This is a genomic window from Candidatus Arsenophonus phytopathogenicus, assembly GCF_056113345.1.
Window position 1 is genome coordinate 594,921 of record NZ_JBUIOB010000017.1, and the last position, 19,679, is coordinate 614,599.

22 protein-coding genes and 6 pseudogenes are annotated in these 19,679 nt (G+C 33.7%); 23 read left to right on the forward strand and 5 right to left on the reverse strand.

All coding sequences use genetic code 11. The features are described 5' to 3' along the window. From rfaF to envC, 4 genes and pseudogenes are all read right to left on the reverse strand, one after another. On the reverse strand, positions 1–1,047 hold the full coding sequence (gene rfaF, locus AC01GB_RS06445; protein WP_474451111.1) for an ADP-heptose--LPS heptosyltransferase RfaF: 1,047 nt from the start codon (positions 1,045–1,047) through the stop codon (positions 1–3). 11 nt (positions 1,048–1,058) lie between these two features. Beyond that, positions 1,059–1,998, reverse strand: a pseudogene (gene rfaD / locus AC01GB_RS06450) (ADP-glyceromanno-heptose 6-epimerase). A gap of 314 nt (positions 1,999–2,312) precedes the next feature. After that, complete coding sequence (locus AC01GB_RS06455; protein ID WP_474451112.1) at positions 2,313–3,242, reverse strand: divergent polysaccharide deacetylase family protein; 930 nt, start codon at positions 3,240–3,242, stop codon at positions 2,313–2,315. 14 nt (positions 3,243–3,256) lie between these two features. Continuing rightward, positions 3,257–4,546: a murein hydrolase activator EnvC gene (envC, locus tag AC01GB_RS06460; protein ID WP_474451113.1), complete on the reverse strand. Its 1,290-nt coding sequence runs from the start codon at positions 4,544–4,546 to the stop codon at positions 3,257–3,259. 340 nt (positions 4,547–4,886) lie between these two features. Here envC and AC01GB_RS06465 point away from each other — a divergent pair, with 340 nt between their 5' ends. From AC01GB_RS06465 to cysE, 4 genes and pseudogenes are all read left to right on the forward strand, one after another. Further along, positions 4,887–5,324: a rhodanese-like domain-containing protein gene (locus tag AC01GB_RS06465; RefSeq protein ID WP_474451114.1), complete on the forward strand. Its 438-nt coding sequence runs from the start codon at positions 4,887–4,889 to the stop codon at positions 5,322–5,324. 72 nt (positions 5,325–5,396) lie between these two features. Continuing rightward, a complete protein-coding gene (gene secB, locus AC01GB_RS06470; RefSeq protein ID WP_474451116.1) occupies positions 5,397–5,873 on the forward strand; it encodes a protein-export chaperone SecB in 477 nt (158 codons plus the stop codon). Further along, entirely contained in the window at positions 5,873–6,895 is a 1,023-nt protein-coding gene (gpsA, locus tag AC01GB_RS06475; protein ID WP_474451118.1) for an NAD(P)H-dependent glycerol-3-phosphate dehydrogenase, read from the forward strand. The genes secB and gpsA overlap by 1 nt, the downstream gene beginning before the upstream one ends. Before the next feature lie 25 nt (positions 6,896–6,920). Then, a pseudogene (gene cysE, locus AC01GB_RS06480) lies at positions 6,921–7,699 on the forward strand (serine O-acetyltransferase). A gap of 28 nt (positions 7,700–7,727) precedes the next feature. On the opposite strand, the gene trmL reads toward cysE, so the two are convergent. After that, complete coding sequence (gene trmL, locus AC01GB_RS06485) at positions 7,728–8,231, reverse strand: tRNA (uridine(34)/cytosine(34)/5-carboxymethylaminomethyluridine(34)-2'-O)-methyltransferase TrmL (RefSeq protein ID WP_474451120.1); 504 nt, start codon at positions 8,229–8,231, stop codon at positions 7,728–7,730. Positions 8,232–8,504: 273 nt separating this feature from the next. Between trmL and AC01GB_RS06490 the strand changes: the two genes are divergently transcribed. The 19 genes and pseudogenes from AC01GB_RS06490 (at position 8,505) to wecB (ending at position 19,675) form a co-directional block, all read left to right on the forward strand. Further along, positions 8,505–8,942 carry a CDP-glycerol glycerophosphotransferase family protein gene (locus AC01GB_RS06490; protein ID WP_474451121.1) on the forward strand — a complete coding sequence of 146 codons (438 nt, stop codon included), beginning with the start codon at positions 8,505–8,507 and terminating at the stop codon, positions 8,940–8,942. A gap of 20 nt (positions 8,943–8,962) precedes the next feature. Continuing rightward, positions 8,963–9,199, forward strand: coding sequence for a CDP-glycerol glycerophosphotransferase family protein (locus AC01GB_RS06495; RefSeq protein ID WP_474452337.1), 237 nt, complete (start codon positions 8,963–8,965; stop codon positions 9,197–9,199). Then, the gene (locus tag AC01GB_RS06500; RefSeq protein ID WP_474452338.1) at positions 9,199–9,402 is read left to right on the forward strand and encodes a CDP-glycerol glycerophosphotransferase family protein; all 204 of its coding nucleotides are present in this window, start codon (positions 9,199–9,201) and stop codon (positions 9,400–9,402) included. Before AC01GB_RS06495 ends, AC01GB_RS06500 begins: the two co-directional genes overlap by 1 nt. 62 nt (positions 9,403–9,464) lie before the next feature. Further along, positions 9,465–9,746, forward strand: a complete 282-nt coding sequence (locus AC01GB_RS06505) for a hypothetical protein (protein ID WP_474451122.1) — start codon at positions 9,465–9,467, stop codon at positions 9,744–9,746. 81 nt (positions 9,747–9,827) lie between these two features. After that, positions 9,828–10,064: a hypothetical protein gene (locus AC01GB_RS06510; protein WP_474451123.1), complete on the forward strand. Its 237-nt coding sequence runs from the start codon at positions 9,828–9,830 to the stop codon at positions 10,062–10,064. 176 nt (positions 10,065–10,240) lie between these two features. Next, a pseudogene (locus AC01GB_RS06515) lies at positions 10,241–10,594 on the forward strand (glycosyltransferase). Beyond that, positions 10,591–11,529, forward strand: a complete 939-nt coding sequence (locus tag AC01GB_RS06520; RefSeq protein ID WP_474451124.1) for a glycosyltransferase — start codon at positions 10,591–10,593, stop codon at positions 11,527–11,529. Before AC01GB_RS06515 ends, AC01GB_RS06520 begins: the two are co-directional and overlap by 4 nt. A 313-nt stretch (positions 11,530–11,842) precedes the next feature. After that, complete coding sequence (locus tag AC01GB_RS06525; protein ID WP_474451126.1) at positions 11,843–12,622, forward strand: oligosaccharide flippase family protein; 780 nt, start codon at positions 11,843–11,845, stop codon at positions 12,620–12,622. 281 nt (positions 12,623–12,903) lie between these two features. Beyond that, entirely contained in the window at positions 12,904–13,863 is a 960-nt protein-coding gene (locus AC01GB_RS06530) for an EpsG family protein (RefSeq protein ID WP_474451127.1), read from the forward strand. 1,303 nt (positions 13,864–15,166) lie between these two features. Then, entirely contained in the window at positions 15,167–15,400 is a 234-nt protein-coding gene (locus AC01GB_RS06535) for a hypothetical protein (protein WP_474451128.1), read from the forward strand. After that, positions 15,390–15,536, forward strand: a complete 147-nt coding sequence (locus AC01GB_RS06540) for a hypothetical protein (RefSeq protein ID WP_474451129.1) — start codon at positions 15,390–15,392, stop codon at positions 15,534–15,536. The genes AC01GB_RS06535 and AC01GB_RS06540 overlap by 11 nt, the downstream gene beginning before the upstream one ends. A 258-nt stretch (positions 15,537–15,794) precedes the next feature. Then, on the forward strand, positions 15,795–16,124 hold the full coding sequence (locus AC01GB_RS06545; protein WP_474451130.1) for a glycosyltransferase family protein: 330 nt from the start codon (positions 15,795–15,797) through the stop codon (positions 16,122–16,124). Positions 16,125–16,334: 210 nt separating this feature from the next. Then, positions 16,335–16,580 (forward strand): hypothetical protein, encoded by a 246-nt coding sequence (locus AC01GB_RS06550; protein ID WP_474451131.1) that lies wholly within the window; start codon positions 16,335–16,337, stop codon positions 16,578–16,580. Positions 16,581–16,582: 2 nt separating this feature from the next. Further along, a pseudogene (locus AC01GB_RS06555) lies at positions 16,583–17,097 on the forward strand (polysaccharide biosynthesis protein). A gap of 79 nt (positions 17,098–17,176) precedes the next feature. Further along, on the forward strand, positions 17,177–17,467 hold the full coding sequence (locus AC01GB_RS06560) for a polysaccharide biosynthesis protein (RefSeq protein ID WP_474451132.1): 291 nt from the start codon (positions 17,177–17,179) through the stop codon (positions 17,465–17,467). A gap of 30 nt (positions 17,468–17,497) precedes the next feature. Then, entirely contained in the window at positions 17,498–18,079 is a 582-nt protein-coding gene (locus AC01GB_RS06565) for an NAD-dependent epimerase/dehydratase family protein (protein ID WP_474451133.1), read from the forward strand. 122 nt (positions 18,080–18,201) lie between these two features. Further along, the gene (locus tag AC01GB_RS06570; protein WP_474451134.1) at positions 18,202–18,330 is read left to right on the forward strand and encodes a polysaccharide biosynthesis C-terminal domain-containing protein; all 129 of its coding nucleotides are present in this window, start codon (positions 18,202–18,204) and stop codon (positions 18,328–18,330) included. Then, positions 18,305–18,534 (forward strand): annotated as a pseudogene (locus tag AC01GB_RS06575) (polysaccharide biosynthesis C-terminal domain-containing protein). The gene AC01GB_RS06570 and the pseudogene AC01GB_RS06575 overlap by 26 nt, the downstream one beginning before the upstream one ends. A gap of 10 nt (positions 18,535–18,544) precedes the next feature. Then, positions 18,545–19,675, forward strand: a pseudogene (gene wecB, locus AC01GB_RS06580) (non-hydrolyzing UDP-N-acetylglucosamine 2-epimerase). Positions 19,676–19,679: the final 4 nt, after the last annotated feature.

A 19,679-nucleotide genomic window follows, 5' to 3' on the forward strand; every position in this document is an offset into this window, starting at 1 on the left:
CTATTGGCTCTCCGCCAATAACTGAGTTAATGCGGTGAACACGCATTCGGGTTTTATATCAATCAAACTTTGGTGATAGCCACTTTCTGCGCTACCTTTCCTCACCTTATGGTAACCGGTTATTAAACGGATAATTTCTACTCGATTTGACAATGGTGGCGTAAAATCAGGGCTACTTGGCCCATAAAGTGCTACCAAAGGCCGATTTAATGCTGCCGCAATATGCATTAACCCGGAATCATTGGTCACCACAGCTCGGCAAGATGCCAGTAGATTGACTGCCTGCTGCAGGGTTGTTTTACCTGCCAGATTAAAACTATGCTGCCGACAATCTGCAGAAAGTGACTGTCGAATATCTTCACCGATACGACTATCTTTTTGCGAGCCAAAGATTAAAATTTGATAACCATGGGCAGCAAATAATAATTGCGCCAACTCAGCATAATGATAAACTGGCCAGCGTTTAGCTGGGCCAAATTCTGCACCTGGGCAAAAACCGATAATCGGTAACTGTGCTGGAATATGAAAAATGCGTTTACTCTGGACAATCTCTGTTTCTCTCACCGCAAGTTGCGGCCATAAAATAGGCTTGGGGATCTCATCGGCGTTATTAACAGTGCCTTTTTGATAAGCTAAAGCTACATAACGCTGAACCATTTGTGGAAAAGCGGCTTTATCTAATAGGCGAATATCATTCAGCAACCAATAACGCATCTCACCGCGCCATCCTGTCCGTATTGGTATTTGGGTAAAAAAAGGCACCAGCGCAGATTTAAAAGAGTTGGGTAAAATATAGGCTTGATCATAACGCTGAGTACGTAAATGAATACCAAGCTGACGACGTACACTGATAGCTAAACGACCATGGCCCAAAGGCATCGATATGGCCTGCCTGACTTCAGGCATTTTGTTTAATAGTGGCCGACACCAATCAGGCGCCATAACATCAATTTCTGCGTCTGGGTGTAGGGTCTTCAAAGTACGGTAAAGACTCTGCGACATCATCATATCGCCCACCCATGACGGGCCAACTACCAGTATCTTCATACTATTTCCATTTAATCATTGCAATTTAACCATTGCATATAATCAGCAACCCCTTCCGCCACAGTTTTAAAAGGTTTATCGTAACCCGTAGCACGTAATTTGGTGAGATCTGCTTCGGTAAATGCCTGATAACAACCTTTCAATTTATCAGGAAAGGCAATATATTCCACTGCCAGTTTTTTTTCCCTGATGAAAAGCGATTACCGCATCAGCTACCGCCTGAAAAGAGTCCGCCTTACCGGTACCGCAGTTAAATATGCCGGAGATTTTATTTTGCCAACACCATAAATTAACCGCAGCAACATCACTGACATGAATAAAATCACGTTTGAATTTTTCACTACCGGCAAAAAGTTTTGGCCTTTGTCCTTGATTGATTTGGTTATTTAAATGGAAAGCAACACTGGCCATACTCTCCTTATGCCCCTCACGCGGACCATAAACATTAAAATAACGGAAGCCACAGACTTGTGAAGTAATTTGTGGTAAAAGCCCACGAACATATTGATCAAATAAAAACTTGGAATAACCATATATATTTAATGGTTTTTCATATTGCCGCTCTTCAATAAAATGATCACTGCGCCCACCATAAGTTGCAGCCGAAGAAGCATACAAAAACGCAATATCTCGTTCAATACAGTAATGAAGTAACTCTTTCGAATATTCATAGTTATTATTCATCATATACTGACCATTCCACTCAGTGGTAGATGAACAAGCGCCTTCATGAAAAACTGCGTCAACTTCACCAATATTATCACCAGCCATTATACTGGCAATAAAATCTTCTTTGTCGATATAATCTGCAATATCTAAATCAACTAAATTAACAAATTTAGCGCCATTTTTAAGATTATCGACCACCAGAATGTCGCTACGCCCTATATTATTCAGTGCTTTAACAATATTGCTGCCAATAAAACCAGCCCCACCCGTGACTATGATCATTGGATTTACCTCTACTCAATCGAGCTAATCGTTGCTTATATTAGGTGATAATAACATTTATCCCACGTTAACCACAGTAATTCACCTGATTTATCCAAATAGAATAACTTAACCAGAAGCAACAAAACGCCTGCACTCCTCAATCTGTTCGTCAATTAACTACTCTATTAAAATAAATTACAGCAGAACGCGTCAGCACAATTTTCACTTAATTTATTAAAGATATAGACAAAAATATTATGACGAATTTTTTCACGCGAACAAAATAATGTATCATTGTCGTCAGCTATTATTTTATTAGGATGATGAAAAATTTAGCCAAACAGTGACTTTCTCTGTTCAGTAAATAGTTTTTTTAAGTCTGGATCATGATACATCGCATCGACAAAATATATCATTAAATCAATACCCGATAATGCTTTTGTGACTGGTGATATTTCGCAGTAACCGCCGACAACTTTCGGCAATGCCAAGGGTCGCACCGGAACTTTCTCTGGATTTAGTCTAACCGTGTGACTCGCCAATTTATCTTTTATATTATTGTTAAGTAGAGTACTAACCGCCACTAGTTCAATATCATTAGGTAACTTAAATAATGTTTGTTGTAACACATCAATGGTAGCAGGATAAGGGTGGCCAATAACAATACTGCTACCATGCTTACGGGCAAATGAAATGGCATGGGCAAACTGTTTACGAATTTGTACTTCTGCTTTTATATCATCTAAAAAAACGTTGCGACGTAAGGTTGGCAACATAAAAACTTTAGCCGCTTCATTGACCCTAGTGTTTGCTATCGTCACACTATCGAGAAAATAGATATCATAATGCGAAAGCACGCGCATAACATTTATCATAGCCGCTAAATCAGCCGTCATCGCACTGCCCATATGATTATTCATACCTTTGGCGTGAGGTACTCGCTTAATCGCAGCAACGATATGCTGCTCTATTTCACCGCCACTCATCTCAGGCGTTAAGGTATTTTTTTCCAGTGGTTGATGGCTAATCGGCTTCATCGGCATGTGAATTAAAATTTCTCGCCCTTGTTGATAAGCTTTTTCGGCCATTTCTCTGCCATAAGGGGACTCTGGTAAAATGGCAATAGAAAGTGCCACCGGCAAAGCTAATACCTGATTGTCTTCAGTTTTACGATAACCAATATCATCAATCACAATGGCTAATTTGCCAGCATTAACTTGTCCGCTTACAAGTAACAATAGAAGCATGATTATCAAAACCATCCGCTTTTGCACTGTTATCTCCCTAACCAAGGCTGTGGATTAACGGTTTTACCTTGACGACGGATCTCAAAATAGAGTGAAGAACGTTGCTGTCCACCACTACTACCCACTAACGCAACAGGCTGACCCGAACGAACCTGTTGACCAACATTCACCAATGCACTCTGGTTATAACCATATAAACTCATATCTCCCTGACCATGATCAATAACCACCACCAAGCCATAGCCTTGTAGCCAATCAGCCAGTAAAACACGGCCGGCAGAAATGGCTTTAACCTCTGTTCCTTCAGCGGCATTGATTACCATACCCTTCCAGCGTAATTCATCGGAAATACTGTCACCATAGTGATGAAGGATCTGACCATAAACCGGCCACAGAGCCTGACCAACAGGACGGCCTAAACCGCCAGTACGCGCCATCAGAGCCCGCTCATCTTCAGTTGGACGATAAGTGGTTCCTTTTTGCTGTGCCTGCCGTTGTTTTGCTCGTATACGTGCCGCCTCTTTCGCTTCCCTTTCCGCTCTAACTTTTGCCTCTCGTTCAGCTCTGGCAATTTTACTACGCAACAGTGTTTCGTTACGTTTCATCACCGCCAAACTTTTTTGCTCCGCTTTTAAAGTCGATTCCAACAATATCAGAGTTTTCTTTCTAGCATCCTGCGCCGAATCTAGCGTTTTCTTTTCTTGATCTTGTTTGGCTAAGTTTTTTTTCTGTGCCAATTGCGTTTGCTGCTTCTGTTGTTTCTGTTCAGCGAGTAAGGTCGTTGTTTGCTGCAATTTAATAATCGTTTGCTCTCTGGCTGCATTTAAGTAGCTATAATAGGCTAAAATACGCTCTTCTCGTTGTCCTCCTTCACCTTTAAATAACAATTCAATCCCTTTTTGCTGGCCTAATCGAAACGCGTCATCGAGCTGCTTAGCTAATAATGTTTCATGGAGCTGTTTTTGCTGTTGTAAACGGCTAATATTTTCATTTAATTGCGTTAGTTCTTTTGCTAACTGCGAAAGTTTTTTCCGTGTTTCATGTAATACTCGTCCAGCAGCAGCAATATTTTTTTCCTGATTTTTCAATTGATCAAGTAAATGATTTCTCTCAGCTTGCTGCTGTTTAACACTTTTCTCTTTTTCTGCAATATTTGATAACAGATCTTTCAGTTTTACTTTATTGTCACTGATGGGATTGGCTGTGGTAATCAATGGCCAGATAAGAAATAGCGAGACACAGAGTAACGACTTAACCACTACTCTCTTTAGTAGAGCCAAAAGGATTAGGATTAAACCATATCGGCTGGTATTGTTCATCTTAGTTCAGCATCCTGAAACAATATCACTTAAAATTATTGACAATTAATATAATTAGTAAACATTTCTGCTTCTTTTAGGATAATACTGAAAAAACTTAATTTCTTCATTTATACAACAAATTATAAAATAACTATAGGTTATTATTAATATTACTTTCATTCAGCTACTTTTTAAGTGGTATCAATTAACTGATATTGCTGGCAAATATCGTCGGTATTAACACTAATTTGCAAAAAAACCTAGTAATTTTTGCAAATTGGCTGTAATTGCGCAGCGACAAAGCTATACTTTGCAACCTAGATCTATCTATTACTAACTACGGGAGTAATTACCCCACATGATGCAAGAAATCATGCAATTTATTAGCCGACATCCAATACTCAGTCTGGCCTGGATCGCTTTGCTGATCGCTGTAATTATCTTAACCTTTAAGGGTTTGTTCGCTAAAACAAAAAATATCACCCGTGCCCAAGCGATACAATTGATTAATAAAGAAGAAGCGATCAGTATTGATTTACGTTCCCGTGACGATTTTCGTAAAGGACACATTATTGATTCAATTAGCCTGACGCCATCAGAAATTAAAGACCATAATATCGGAGAATTGGAAAAACATAAGCAAAAACCCATTATTGTTGTCTCAGCAAATGGCATGGAAGCATCTAAACCTGCTGAACAACTGGTGCAATATGGTTTTGAACGTGTCTTTATTCTAAAAGAAGGAATTACTGGCTGGTCTAGCGAAAATTTACCTCTAGCCCGCGGCAAAAAGTAATTCATCGGACACATCAGCAATTATGTTTATACAATTCAATATCATAAGGAAATTTAAAAGGTAATTAACATTATGTCAGAACAAAGTCATGAAGAGATGGTATTCCAGATTCAACGAATTTATACTAAAGATATCTCATTTGAAACACCAAGTGCCCCCAATATTTTTCAGCAAGAGTGGCAACCAGAAGTCAAATTAGATTTAGACACCTCGTCTAGTGAATTAGCTGAACATGTTTATGAAGTTATCTTACGGGTCACGGTTACCGCCAGCGTCGCTGAAGAAACCGCTTTCCTGTGCGAAGTGCAACAAGCCGGCATTTTCTCTATTGATGGTATCAAAGAAAGCCAAATGGCTCATTGTTTAGGCGCTTATTGCCCAAATATTTTATTTCCCTATGCGCGTGAATGTATTACCAATTTAGTTAGCCGTGGAACTTTTCCTCAACTAAACTTAACGCCTGTTAACTTTGATGCATTGTTTATGAACTATCTACAACAACAGCATACTGCCGAAACTGAAAATTCGGCAGATCATCAGGAAGCTTAATGAACACTGTTTCGATGACAGTTATCGGTGCCGGCTCTTATGGCACCGCATTAGCCATTACACTTGCCCGTAATGGCCACCGCGTTTTGCTTTGGGGACATGATCCTCAGCACATTAAAAAATTACAACAAGAGCGCTGTAACCAAGCATTTTTACCCGACGTTCCATTCACAGACAATTTGTTACCTGAAGTTTCCCTGAAGACGGCAATAACCGCAAGCCACAATATATTGATCGTCGTTCCAAGCCATGCATTTAATCAAGTTTTGCAAAATATCCAACCTTACTTAACGCAACACTCACGCATTATTTGGGCAACAAAAGGGCTCGAACACGGGACTGGACGCCTGTTACAAGACGTTGCTCGCGAAACGCTCGGAGATAAAATCCAGCTAGCTGTTCTTTCCGGCCCAACTTTTGCCAAAGAACTGGCTGCCGGCTTACCGACTGCTATTGCGGTAGCCGCTTCTAATCCAGAATTTAGTGAAGAGCTACAGCAACTTTTCCATTGCGGTAAGAGTTTTCGAGTTTATAAAAATCCAGATATGATCGGTGTGCAGTTAGGTGGTGCGGTCAAAAATGTCATTGCGATTGGTGCCGGCATGTCCGATGGTATCGGATTTGGCGCCAATGGTCGCACAGCGTTGATCACCCGAGGATTAGCTGAAATCAGCCGCTTAGGCATCGCTATGGGCGCTCAATCCTCTACATTTATGGGAATGGCTGGTTTAGGTGATTTGGTTTTGACTTGTACCAACAACCAATCGCGTAATCGTCGCTTTGGCATGTTGCTCGGCCAAGGCATGCAGACTAAAGAAGCTGAAAAGCAGATTGGTCAGGTGGTTGAGGGTTACTTAAATACCAAAGAAGTCCATGCATTAGCGCAACGTGTTGGTGTAGAAATGCCAATTACCGAGCAAATCTATCAGGTTCTGTACGGTAATAAAAATGTACTCGAAGCAGCAAACACATTACTTAGCCGCGCAACCAAAGACGAAACTAATGATACACGTGCTTCTTGATCATTAAAAATAGTAGAGTGTGAATATGTCTCGACAGCAACTTGAGGAAATTTGGGCGATAATAAAGCAAGAGTGTGAAATATTAGCCAGCTTTTTTCATGCGACATTACTTAAACATGATAATCTTGGTAATGCGTTAAGTTATATCCTGGCAAACAAGTTAGCTACCCCGATTATGCCAGCGATTGCCGTTCGAGAGATTATTCAAAATGCTTATAAAAATGATAAACAAATGATTGCTTATGCCGCTCGTGATCTAAAAGCCATCGTGCAACGTGATCCGGCAGTCGACAAATATTCAATCCCGTTATTATATTTAAAGGGCTTTCATGCTTTACAGGCTTATCGTATCGGCCACTGGTTATGGAAAGTGGATCGCACGACATTAGCAACTTATCTGCAAAGCCAAATATCTGTCTCTTTTGGGGTTGATATCCATCCCGCGGCTAGTATTGGCTACGGTATTATGCTTGATCACGCAACAGGTATCGTTATAGGAGAAACGGCGGTAGTTGAAAATGACGTTTCGATACTACAATCAGTCACCCTTGGTGGAACCGGCAAAACAGGTGGAGATCGTCATCCTAAAGTTCGTGAAGGGGTGATGATCGGGGCGGGAGCAAAAATTTTAGGCAATGTAGAAATTGGCGCGGGTTCAGTCGTGCTATACACCCTGTACCACCTCATACTACCGTGGCAGGAGTACCAGCGCGCAAAGTGGGAGCACCAAACAGCAAAAAACCTTCACTAGATATGGATCAAAACTTTAGCAACTCAATCCATGGTTTTGGTGAGGGTATCTAACCATGCCATCAACCTGTGGTGAATAAAATTACTCACTCAACAGTGCACCGGAGTAATCCAACTGTCGCCATGCTTCAAATACCACCACTGCAACGGAATTGGACAAATTCATACTGCGGCTATCTGCTAACATTGGGATACGGATCTTTTGACTGGTTGGTAACTCATCAAGAACATATGCAGGTAAACCGCGGGTCTCCGGCCCAAACATTAAATAATCCCCCAGCCGATATGCCACACTACTATGACTTGGTGTTCCTTTGGTCGTCAAAGCAAACAAACGGTTAGCAGATGCTGTCTGACAATGCGCTTTGGACAAAGCAATACTAGTTAGAAAAGCAAAATAATCATGATGACGCTGAATATTGGCAAACTCATGATAATCTAACCCTGCCCGCCGTAGCCGTTTATCGTCCCAGGTAAAACCCAATGGTTCAATGAGATGTAACTGACAGCCGGTATTCGCGCATAGACGAATAATATTACCGGTATTCGGTGGAATTTCAGGTTCAAATAAAACGATGTTTAACATACAGCCCTCAACAGTAAGTACTGTATTACAAGATGATGATTTTCATTACAAAATGTTTCAAAAATTTTATATTTATAACTCATTAAAACGCCAATTCTGGGCATAAAAACTGATTGCTTATAGACCATTAAGTATATAGTTTAGCTGCTACCGTTACCATGTTGGGCAAAGTGATAATGTTATCTTATTACTGTAAGAGCAAGGACAATTTTCCTGATTTAAAAATAAATTTTGCCGCAGATTACAAAGAAAGTGGTTAATTTTTGGAATATTGTGACGACAACTACTGCAAAACAACGACGTCGGAAAAACGGCACTATAATAAAATCAGGAACACTTAAGTCTTTCTATCACTACTTTACAAGTAAATACATTGTTACAACTCATAATGAAATGATTGGAACTACATCAAGTTCACAAATATATGTCAGTTTATGGCATGGAATGCCGTTGAAAAAAATAGGCTATCTAGGTTTTGATAGCGTAGGAATGGAGGATTATTCTACAAATAGAATAGCTACATCCGAGATTATGCGTTCTATTATTTCTCCCTGCTTTAGAGAAAAAGCAAATAATGTATATATAACAGGACAACCCAGAAATGATTTTCTATTTGAAAATCGAGCTATAGATTTTATAGATAAGACTTCAAAAACTAATAGAAAAAAAGAATATTTACTCCGACTTTTAGAGAGAATCAAACGTCATTAAAATATTCGGATGGTGATGAAATTAAAGAAAATAATTTTTTTCGAGTAACTGACTTCAACATTGAAGCTCTTGATGCTTTCCTTGATGAAAATAATGCAGAACTTTTTATCAAACTTCATCCTTTTGAAGAAAAAATATTCATTTCAACTGAATTAACTAAAAATATAACAATAATAAAAACAGAAACACTGCAGGAAATAAACTTAGATATAAATCATTTGCTTAATAAGATGGATATACTAATTACTAATTACTAATTACTGACTACTCATCCATTTATTTTGTTTATATGTTGCTCGATAGACCTATTTGTTTTCTTATACCTGACATTGATACATATGAAAACTTAAAAAGTGGCTTTATACTTGAACCAGTGACTTTTTGGATGCCAGGGGCTCACATATTCAATCAGAATTCTTTGCAGAATGAGTTAAAAAAAATTGCTAAATGGGCAAGATGATTATCAGAAACAGTGTAATACGATTAACAATTTAATTAATTTTTATAAAGATGAGAACAATAGTGAGCGAGTCTTCCAAAAATTCTTTATCTCAAAGCAATAAAAAAATAGCTATCAAAATTTTATTAGGAGATATCTCATCCAGAGGTGGAATAGAGAGAGTATCTGTTTCTTTAGCGAATACACTTTCAGATAATTATGATGTTGAAATAATAAGTTTATATAAAACCAACCCGGAACCATATTTTAAGCTATCGAAAAAAATAAACATTCATACTCTGAACGATGGGTATGAAGAAAGTATGTACAATAATAAGAAGAAAAAATTTATTCAAGGCATTTGATTTGAAATATATAAACAAAAAAATAAGTCACTAAAAAAATTTATTGCCTGCGATGATATTATCATATCATGCGATACAAAAATGTCATTATTAGCAATGTTATCAGGTAGTAAATATATTATTGCTATTGAGCATTTTGAATATGATATTATAAATCCAGTTTTAAGGTATGTTCGAAAAATTATTTATAAAAAAATTTCAGCAGTTATTACCCTAACTAATGAAGATGTAGATAAATATTCTTGGCTTCCCAAGCATAAACATAAAATAATTCCAAACATTGTAGAAATATCCATACCCAAAGAAAAAAAACATTAAAAACAGACAAAAATGTACTAGTTATAGGGTGTTTTGTTGAACAAAAAGGATTTGATTCTTTTACTCTCTGCTTGGTCTAAAATTTCAACTAAAGGATGGTCGTTGATAATAGTAAGAAATAGACCAGATAAACCCCTACTTGAAAAATTTATTAACGATAATGAGTAAATAATGTAATACTAGCTCCTTTCACAGAAAACATCGGAGAGTATTATGAACAAGCCGAGATATTTGTCTTATCTTCACGATATGAAGGTTTGGGTATGGTTCTTATTGAAGCTCTTGCATAAAGTCTCCCTTGTATAAGCTTTAATTGTCCTGCAGGACCTAAAACTATTCTTAGCGAAGATAACGGAATTTTAGTTAAAGCTGAAAACTGTGAAGAGCTATCAATAGCAATAAAAAAACTTATGAATGATGAAAATTTAAGAAAACTATATTCATCCAAAGCCTTATTTAGCATAAAAGAATATACTAAAGAGCAAGTATTAAAACTTTGGATTGAAACTATTGAGCAAATAAGTAAATGAATATTTATGATTTTATTTTTATTACCAATATACCTGCATTTTATAAAGTAAATCTTTTTAATAGACTTGCTAAACATTGTCGTATAAAGGTAATTTTTATCGCAAAAAAATCAAAAATACGAAATAATGATTTTTATAATTATCATCATGAATTTGCTCGTGAGTATATCAATACTGGAAATTTTGAAGATCGCGACAAACTAAAAACTCTTATCAAGGTATATAAAAGCATAAAAAATAGTAGGTTTACTAAACTTATTTATCCTGGCTGGGAAATAAAAGAATTATTTGTAAAAAGAATGAGCTCAGCATACCCATCGGAGATTCTACAAAAGAAAATACTTGAAAAAATAAAGTTTAAAGGAAAAATCACATTAACCCATGGTGTAGGTATTCCTAATTATATAAAGCAACCTTTTAAATATTCTTATGAAAAAAAAGAGAATTTAACATTAACCTATTTATATGTTGGACGATTATCTGAAGAGAAAAATTTGTCATTTCTAGTAGAAATATTTAATGAAAGACAGGAAAAGTTGATCATTATAGGTGATGGACCTGAAGCTTACAACCTAAAAAGAAAAGCTAAGAGCAACATTAGTTTTCTGGGTTATATCAATAACAAAGATCTAAAACAAATTTATAAGTCCGTTGATGTATTTATTCTTCCATCTAAGTCAGAACCATGGGGGTTAGTAATTGAAGAAGCTCTTACTTTTGGTTTACCTGTCATAGTAAGTAACAAAGTTGGGTGCAAAGATGATTTGGTATTTAAAAAAAATGGGCTTATTTTTGATATCAATAATAATTCATTTAGAATTTGTTTAGATGATATGAATAAAAATTACAAAAAATACTTTGAGCATGTAAATACTTTAGATATGAAATTAATATACGAAAAACAAGTTGAATCTTATTTAATTTCACTGGAATAAAAATGAAATCTAAAACATTAACAAATTTTTTTAATTATGCTCTTGGGGATGTATTCGTCAAAGGATTTTTATTTATCTCACTCATTAATACCGCAATAATGATTTTATATGTATTTATTAGTTTAAATTTACAAAATGCAATAACTAATAGATTCATGATAACAAGTAAAAACTTTAATAGCTACTTATCAAGTATACTTTATTTTATTATCCCATTTCAGATTATATTGATAATACTATAACCTTTATATAGAGTATCCGTAAGCTATTTTCTTGGAATAAATGAAAAAGATTTCATATATATATTATCAATATGCGTATTGCTTACATACATATATATACCTCTTATCTTCAAGCATCAAGTCAAAGTAAACGTTATGCCATTTTTAATATAATCGCTAAAGTTAGTGAAATAATATTAATTTTTTCCTTCGCATATTTTTTAACATCAAATCAATATATGTCAAAAATTTATGCTCAAATGATTGTCAATATAATACTCATTGTATACATTTTAATGATATCATCGAAGCTAAATCGTGGAAAGTTTGATTTTATTTATTTAAAAGAAGCATTAATATTTTCACTACCACTAATTTTACATGTTCTATCAAATTCACTTTTGTCGCAAGCTGATAGACTTATTATCAATAAAATGATGGGTACCTATTCAGCAGGAATTTACTCCTTTGCACACAACGTTGGTATGTGTGTTATTGTCGTTATTATGGCATGGAACTCCTCTTGGCAACCCAAGCTTTATGAATTAATAAACAATAGAAATTATTGTTCAATAAAAATAACGACATACACAGGTACGATATTAATTTTTTTAATTTGCGTCCTCAGCATATTGTTTTCAAAAGAAATGGTTATTTTTCTAGCTAGTGATAAATATTATGACAGCATATCTATATTACCCTTAACAATTATTGGAAATTCATTAATTCACGTCTATTTGATTTATGTTAATTTTATCTTTTACAAAAAGAAAACAATTATTATTTCTTGTGCTACATTGGGAGCCTTAGTAATTAATGTCATCTTAAATTATTACTTAATTCCCAAGTTTGGTATTGCAGGCTCTGCTTAGGCGACAGTTATCGCTTACTTTTTCTTAGCTACACTTCATTATGCGACAGGAACTTATATTACTAAAATAATATTATTTCATTTAAATATCTTATCTTTTACACTATTGGATTACTACTTATATATCCGGTAGTTTTATATTTAAATGAATTAAATACAATTGTAAGTTTTCAAATTAAGTTTATAATTTTATTAATTATTATCATATTTATAGTAAAATTTAAAATCTTAAAATCTTAAAATCTTAAAATCTTAAAATCTTAAAATTATTAAGTAATTAATATGATAATTTATATTTTATTTTCCACATTAATATTATTTATTGCTAATATTGATATTGCTTTTTATAAAAATAAATTAATAACTAAATATACTTTATTATTATTTATTATTTATTATTTATTATTTATTATTTATTATTTATTATTTATTATTTATTATTTATTATTTATTATTTATTATTTATTATTTATTATTTATTATTTATTATTTATTATTTATTATTTATTATTTATTATTTATTATTTATTATTTATTATTTATTATTTATTATTTATTATTTTAGTAATTAGATTACGTTATGAACTCGGGGTAGATTGGCTTTTTTATCGTAATCTTTTTAACGGCAATAATAGCACATTATCAATAGAGCCTGGATACAAACTACTGCCTTCATTTATAAGTTTTCTAGGTTTTGATTTTTGTCTTTTTGTATGCATGATAAGCATATTTATATTATTAGTTCTTTCTCATTTTTTTAAAAATTACTCACCCTTCCCTCTTTTTTGTTTGAGTATTTATTTTATTTCATCCTTTGGTTTTAACGTTGAAGCATTAAGGCAAATCATCGCTGTGGCGATTTTTTATATTGCATTGAATTACTACTTAAATAATAAGAAGAAACATTATATAATTTTATGTTTACTCGCTTCATCTTTTCATATGTCTGCGATGTTATTATTAATATTGCCATTTATAGATGGTTCATTATTTAAGCGACTGATGAAAATTAGTGTTTTGATTGGTTTAATAATGTCTGTTATGGGATTATATCCTATAGAAACGATTTTAGCGACATTAACTTTACTCCCTGATAATTCATACCTTGAAAAGGTCCTATTATATTCTTTACCTGTAAGTACCAGTAATGCATTTTCATTTAATTTACTCTTTAAAATTCTGATTATTTCTTTAAGAAAAAATACGTTTACTCTGCGTTTATCAATAAAAAAATATCGTTAAGTATACTATCTAGTTTAGAGTCTCTCATATTAATAATGCTAATTGTTAATGTTTATCTTTGTAAGTATGGAACCATCACATCCAGAATAAATGAATATTCTTCTCCAATATTTATAATATTAGTTAGTTAGTTAGTTAGTTAGTTAGTTAGTTAGTTAGTTAGTTAGTTAGTTAGTTAGTTAGTTAGTTAGTTAGTTAGTTAGTTAGTTAGTTAGTTAGTTAGTTAGTTAGTTAGTTAATAATGATAAGTAAACGTATAGTCAATAAGGTTGTCTTCTCGTTTATATTTTCATGCTGCATACTAATTTCTTTTATTAGGTTCACATCGAATGAATATTTTGAAAAATAATATTTACCCTATAGGAATTATCTCTATTTTATGATGGCAAATGAAAATAAGCCCTTGACTCGAGAACGAGAACAAGCTGTAAAATTACATTGGATTGAAAGGAAAAAGTAATGCTAGTAACTTATATAGGGGGAAGACTCCAAGTTGGTATTTCAGTCATTGAGGAATTTACAGCATTAAAAGTTAATTATATAGCTGCAGTATCCCCCCTGTTTTTGAACAATTATCCAGTGAAGCGCAAAAATCATGCAAAGTAATTGAATCAACACCATCAGGTATATTTAATTTCTTTGCACGAAAAAAATTAAATGACTTAGTAAAAAAGTATCAAATAACAGATGTGTTTACTGTATTTGGCCCAAGTTACAGGAAACCAAAAGTTAAAAATCATTTGGTTAGTTTTGCTCAAGCTTGGCTAATTTATGATACATCGATTATTATTGACATGCTTTCATTAAAAGAAAAAATGAAAATAATTGTTCTTAGTTTTATTCAACCCCTATATTTTAAACATAATTCTACAAAACTTGTGACTGAAACAGATGACGTCAGATTGCAAATCGAAAAACTCTTTAAAATTTGTCCAAAAAAAAGTTTTTACAGTTTCAAATACGATTTCATCTATATTTTATGAACCGAAATTTTATGATCGCAAAATTCTAAATAAACTTCCTACTAAAAATAATGATATATGGTTACTCACAATCGCACATGATTATCCGCATAAAAATTTAGGAATAATAACTAAACTTGTAGAAAGACTGCCTTCTCAATTTAAATTTGTTTTTACAGTCACTAATGAATTTAAGATAAAAATCCCTCTAAAATATCAAGACCGTGTTATAACTTTAAGTAAAATAAGTAGCGCACAATGCCCCCTATATACGAAGTTTGTGATGCATTGTTTTTGCCTACCCTAGAATATTTTAGTGTCTCATATGTAGAAGCATGTACATGGGTAAACCTGTCTTTACTTCAAATAGAGCATTTGCAAAAACGATATGTGGAGACGCTGCTTATTACTTCAATCAACTAAATGCCGATGATATAGCTAACACTATTATTAGAGCCTACGAAAATCCCATATTAATCAATGAAAGATGCTTGCGTGGGAAAGAACTTGTAGCTAAGTTTCCTTTAGCAAGAGAACGAGCTAAAAAATATTTGAGTATTTTATATGCTAACTGATATTAAAGAAAAAAGTATTATTTTACTTGTTGATGACTATATTCCTTATAGCACTAAAATCGCAGCAAAAATGATGCATGAGCTTGCTTGTGAATTAGTTCAACGTGGATATAAAGTAACAGTTAACCCCATCTAGCACTTTAAAAAAGCGTTATAGCACTGACTATATAGATAATGTTGAAGTCATAAGATTCAAACTTGGTTCAATAAAAAACTGTTCGCTTATCAAACGTGCTATAAATGAATCACTTCTTCCATTTAAAGCATGGTTTCACACAAATAGATATTTAAAAAACAAAAAATTTGATCCAATAATCAGTTATTCCCCATCCATTTTCTGGGGGGGTTCGCTATAAAACTTAAAAAAATATTTCAATGCCCTTTGTATCTAATTTTGCGTGATTTTTTTCCTCAATGGGTTATTGATAGTGGAATAATAAAAGAAAAGAGTCCTATTGCTAAATATTTTAGATTTATAGAAAAATTAAATTATAGCTCTGAAGATGTTATTGTAATACAATCTTCTGCTAATATTGATTACTTTAAACAATGCTTTGGGAATCTTTACAATACTAGCTTATTATTCAATTGGGTAAATCCTAAAATAGAAAAAAATAATATATATTTTAAGAAAAGCTTAGACTTAGAAGGTAAAATTTTATTCTTTTATGGCGGAAATATTGGTAAAGCACAAGATATGAAAAACTTGGTAAGACTCGCATAAACCTGAAGCACATTTTGTTTTTCTGGGACAAGGTAATGAATTTGCTCTCATAAATAAGATTGTAATGTGCGATAAGATTAACAACGTCACTATATTACCACCAGTATCACAACAAAAATTCAAAGCGATTTTAAACGAAGTTGATATCGGTCTTTTTTCTCTTTGTCGTAATCATAAAAGCCATAATTTTCCTGGAAAAATATTAGGTATATGGCAAATAGCATTCCCATTTTAGGAAGTGTAAATAAAAAGAATGACCTGAAAAAAATAATAGAAGAATATAATGCAGGTTTTGTTTCTATTAATGCTGAAGACGATATTCTTTATAATAATGCACTAATTCTTCTTGAAAATCATTCATTAAGAAAACAACTAGGAATTAATTCAAATCGTCTTTTATATGCAAAATTCACAGTATCCTCAGCTATTGATGAAATTCTAAACAATCAAGGTTAAAAATGTTCAATTCAAAAAAATTACTTATTACCGGAGGAACAGGTTCATTTGGCAATGCTGTCCTCAATCGTTTTCTGGAAACAGATATCGCAGAAATTCGTATTTTTAGTCGTGATGAGAAAAAAATAAGATGACATGCGTAAGAAATACAAAAATGATAAGTTGAAGTTTTATATTGGTGATGTTAGAGATTACCAAAGATTTCTAATGCTATGCGTGATGTAGATTATATTTTCCATGCTGCGGCTTTAAAGCAAGTTCCTTCTTGCGAGTTCTACCCTCTTGAAGCGGTTAAGACAAACATCTTAGGTACTGAAAATGTTATTGAATCAGCAATAAATCATAACGTTAAACGTATTATCTGCTTAGTACAGATAAAGCAGTTTACCCTATCAATGCAATGGGTATTTCTAAAGCCATGATGGAAAAGATTATGGTAGCTAAATCCCGTAATATATCATCTTTTGGTACCGTTGTTTGTGGAACTCGATACGGAAATGTTATGGCATCACGTTGATCTGTAATCCCATTATTTGTTAATCAAATTTTACAAAATCAACCTATTAGTGTAACTGATCTCTGAAATGACACGATTCATGATGACTCTTGAAGATCCAGTGGATCTAGTTATTCATGCTTTTTCTCAGGGCTCAAATGGCGATATTTTTGTTCAAAAAGCACCTGCAGCAACAATTGCTGTTTTAGTAGAAGCTATCACTGAATTGATGAATAAACCCAAACATCAGATAAATCTCATAGGTACGCGTCATGGCGAAAAACAAATAACTGAGATAGCAGATTATAACTCTCATAACACAACACGGCTATCTATTGATGATACAAAAAAAATTACTATTAAAACTGAAATTTATACGAGAAATTGTTAGTGGTAATATTGTACAATCGGAGTATTAATTATGCAAAATGTACTAATCACTGGCTCTAATGGTTTTATAAGTAAAAACCTGAATGTCGCGCTTAAAGAGCGTAATTTCTCCGTTCTAACTTTTACTCGTGAAGATGATATAGATGTACTTACAGAAAAAGTTACAGCTGCAGATATAATATATCATTTAGCAGGCATTAATCGGCCATTAACTGATGATGAGTCTGTTTGTGGGAATACTAACCTTACAGAAACTTTAGTCAAAATTATTGTTGAGCGGAATCCTAATGTCCCGCTGATTTATGCCTCATCAAAACAAGCCGAAAAAATTATCCAGAATGCTGTTGAAAAATCAAATATTAATGCATCTATCTACCGCTTAAATGGGGTTTTTGGCAAATGGTGCCGACCAAATTATAATTCAGTAGTTGCGACATTCTGTTATAATGTAATTAATGATAAACCCTTAATTATCGACGATCCTTTGTTTAATCTCGAGATTATTTATATTGATGATGTGATTGATGCATTTGTTGGGCATCACATAATAAAAAAAGTAATGATATTTTTTATGATATTCCAATTAAGTATAAAATTTCAATCCAAGAATTAGCAGATAAAATAATAGGATTTAAATCTTCTCGCAATAATCTTATAGATTCAGTAGGTAAAGGTGTTACCAGAGCCCTGTATGCTACTTATTTTCGTTATTTACCTCCTGAAAAATTTTCATATATGGTTCCTGTATATGAAGATCTGCGAGGAAGTTTTGCTGAGTTGCTAAAAACATCGGCTTATGGTCAATTTTCGTTTTTTACCGCTAAACCAGGCATCATTCGTGGGGGGACATTACCATCACACTAAAAATGAAAAATTCATTGTTGTATCTGGTAGAGCACTCTTTAGATATGAACATATTATCACTCAAAAAACTCATCCAATATTGAGATTGTCGAAACTATACCAGGTTGGGCACATAACATCAAAAATATAGGCTCTAATGAATTAATTGTAATGTTGTGGGCAAATGAAGTTTTTGATTGTAATAAACCTGATACAATAGCCTAGGATATATTATATGAAAAATAAACTATGCGTACTTAGTATTGTTGGAACACGGCCTGAAATTATTAGGCTTTCAGAAGTATTTAAGAAGCCTGATGTATATTGCGAACATATTATTATTCATACTGGTCAAAATTACGACTATGAATTAAATGAAATTTTCTTTAAAGATCTGGGTGTTAGAAAACCAGACTATTTTCTTAATGCAGCTGGTGAAAATGCAGCAATCACAATTGGTAATATTATAATTAAAGTGGATGAACTACTTTTTAAAATAAATCCCGATGCTATGTTAGTGTTAGGCGATACAAATAGTTGTTTAGTTGCATTGCCTGCTAAAAGAAAAAAATACCTATTTTTCATATGGAAGCTGGTAATAGATGTTTTGATTTGAGAGTACCAGAGGAAATTAATAGAAAAATTGTTGATCATATTTCCGATATCAACTTGACCTATTCGGATATAGCTCGAGAATATCTCCTTTCTGAAGGTTTAAATCCGGATCGTGTAATCAAAACTGGCAGCCCAATGTTTGAAGTTATTAATCAACATATTGATAAAATCCGTGCGCCAGATATACTGAGCCGTATTAAACTTAGACTTGGTAAATTCTTTATTGTCAGTGCTCACCGTGAAGAAAATGTGGACAGCCCAAGCAATATTAGAAAGTTAGCGACCATCTTAAACAAAATTGCAGAAAAATATAACCTCCCTATCATCGTCTCAACTCATCCACGTACTCGGAAACGTATAGAAGAAAATAATTTTACTTTCCACTCAAATATTCAACTTCTAAAACCTCTGGGTTTCATTGATTATATTAAATTACAAAGAGGCTAAGACTGTACTTTCCAATAGTGGAACAATTACAGAAGAATCTTCTATTCTTAATTTCCCTGCATTGAATATTCGTGAGACACATGAACGACCTGAGGGAATGGAAGAAGCTTCGGTAATGATGACTGGTTTAAATGTCGAGAGGGTCATACAGGCATTATCTATTTTAGAAAAACAGCCAACTGGTGAACATCGTTTATTACGCTTAGTAAGCGATTACTCTATGCCTAACGTTTCAGATAAAGTTATACGTATAATACTCAGCTATATTGATTATATTAATCGTGTCGTTTGGAAAAAATATTAATTTC

Excerpts from the sequence above, each read along its gene's own strand:
- rfaF (WP_474451111.1), bottom strand. The coding sequence starts at position 1,047 with ATGAAGATACTGGTAGTTGGCCCGTCATGGGTGGGCGATATGATGATG.
- AC01GB_RS06535 (WP_474451128.1), top strand. The coding sequence starts at position 15,167 with ATGGGTAAACCTGTCTTTACTTCAAATAGAGCATTTGCAAAAACGATA.
- AC01GB_RS06560 (WP_474451132.1), top strand. The coding sequence starts at position 17,177 with ATGATGACTCTTGAAGATCCAGTGGATCTAGTTATTCATGCTTTTTCT.
- AC01GB_RS06520 (WP_474451124.1), top strand. The coding sequence starts at position 10,591 with ATGAATATTTATGATTTTATTTTTATTACCAATATACCTGCATTTTAT.
- secB (WP_474451116.1), top strand. The coding sequence starts at position 5,397 with ATGTCAGAACAAAGTCATGAAGAGATGGTATTCCAGATTCAACGAATT.
- AC01GB_RS06510 (WP_474451123.1), top strand. The coding sequence starts at position 9,828 with ATGTCATTATTAGCAATGTTATCAGGTAGTAAATATATTATTGCTATT.
- AC01GB_RS06530 (WP_474451127.1), top strand. The coding sequence starts at position 12,904 with ATGATAATTTATATTTTATTTTCCACATTAATATTATTTATTGCTAAT.
- AC01GB_RS06455 (WP_474451112.1), bottom strand. The coding sequence starts at position 3,242 with ATGGTTTTGATAATCATGCTTCTATTGTTACTTGTAAGCGGACAAGTT.
- AC01GB_RS06540 (WP_474451129.1), top strand. The coding sequence starts at position 15,390 with ATGCTAACTGATATTAAAGAAAAAAGTATTATTTTACTTGTTGATGAC.
- AC01GB_RS06565 (WP_474451133.1), top strand. The coding sequence starts at position 17,498 with ATGCAAAATGTACTAATCACTGGCTCTAATGGTTTTATAAGTAAAAAC.
- AC01GB_RS06525 (WP_474451126.1), top strand. The coding sequence starts at position 11,843 with ATGCGTATTGCTTACATACATATATATACCTCTTATCTTCAAGCATCA.
- trmL (WP_474451120.1), bottom strand. The coding sequence starts at position 8,231 with ATGTTAAACATCGTTTTATTTGAACCTGAAATTCCACCGAATACCGGT.
- gpsA (WP_474451118.1), top strand. The coding sequence starts at position 5,873 with ATGAACACTGTTTCGATGACAGTTATCGGTGCCGGCTCTTATGGCACC.
- AC01GB_RS06465 (WP_474451114.1), top strand. The coding sequence starts at position 4,887 with ATGATGCAAGAAATCATGCAATTTATTAGCCGACATCCAATACTCAGT.
- AC01GB_RS06550 (WP_474451131.1), top strand. The coding sequence starts at position 16,335 with ATGGCAAATAGCATTCCCATTTTAGGAAGTGTAAATAAAAAGAATGAC.
- envC (WP_474451113.1), bottom strand. The coding sequence starts at position 4,546 with ATGAACAATACCAGCCGATATGGTTTAATCCTAATCCTTTTGGCTCTA.
- AC01GB_RS06570 (WP_474451134.1), top strand. The coding sequence starts at position 18,202 with ATGGTTCCTGTATATGAAGATCTGCGAGGAAGTTTTGCTGAGTTGCTA.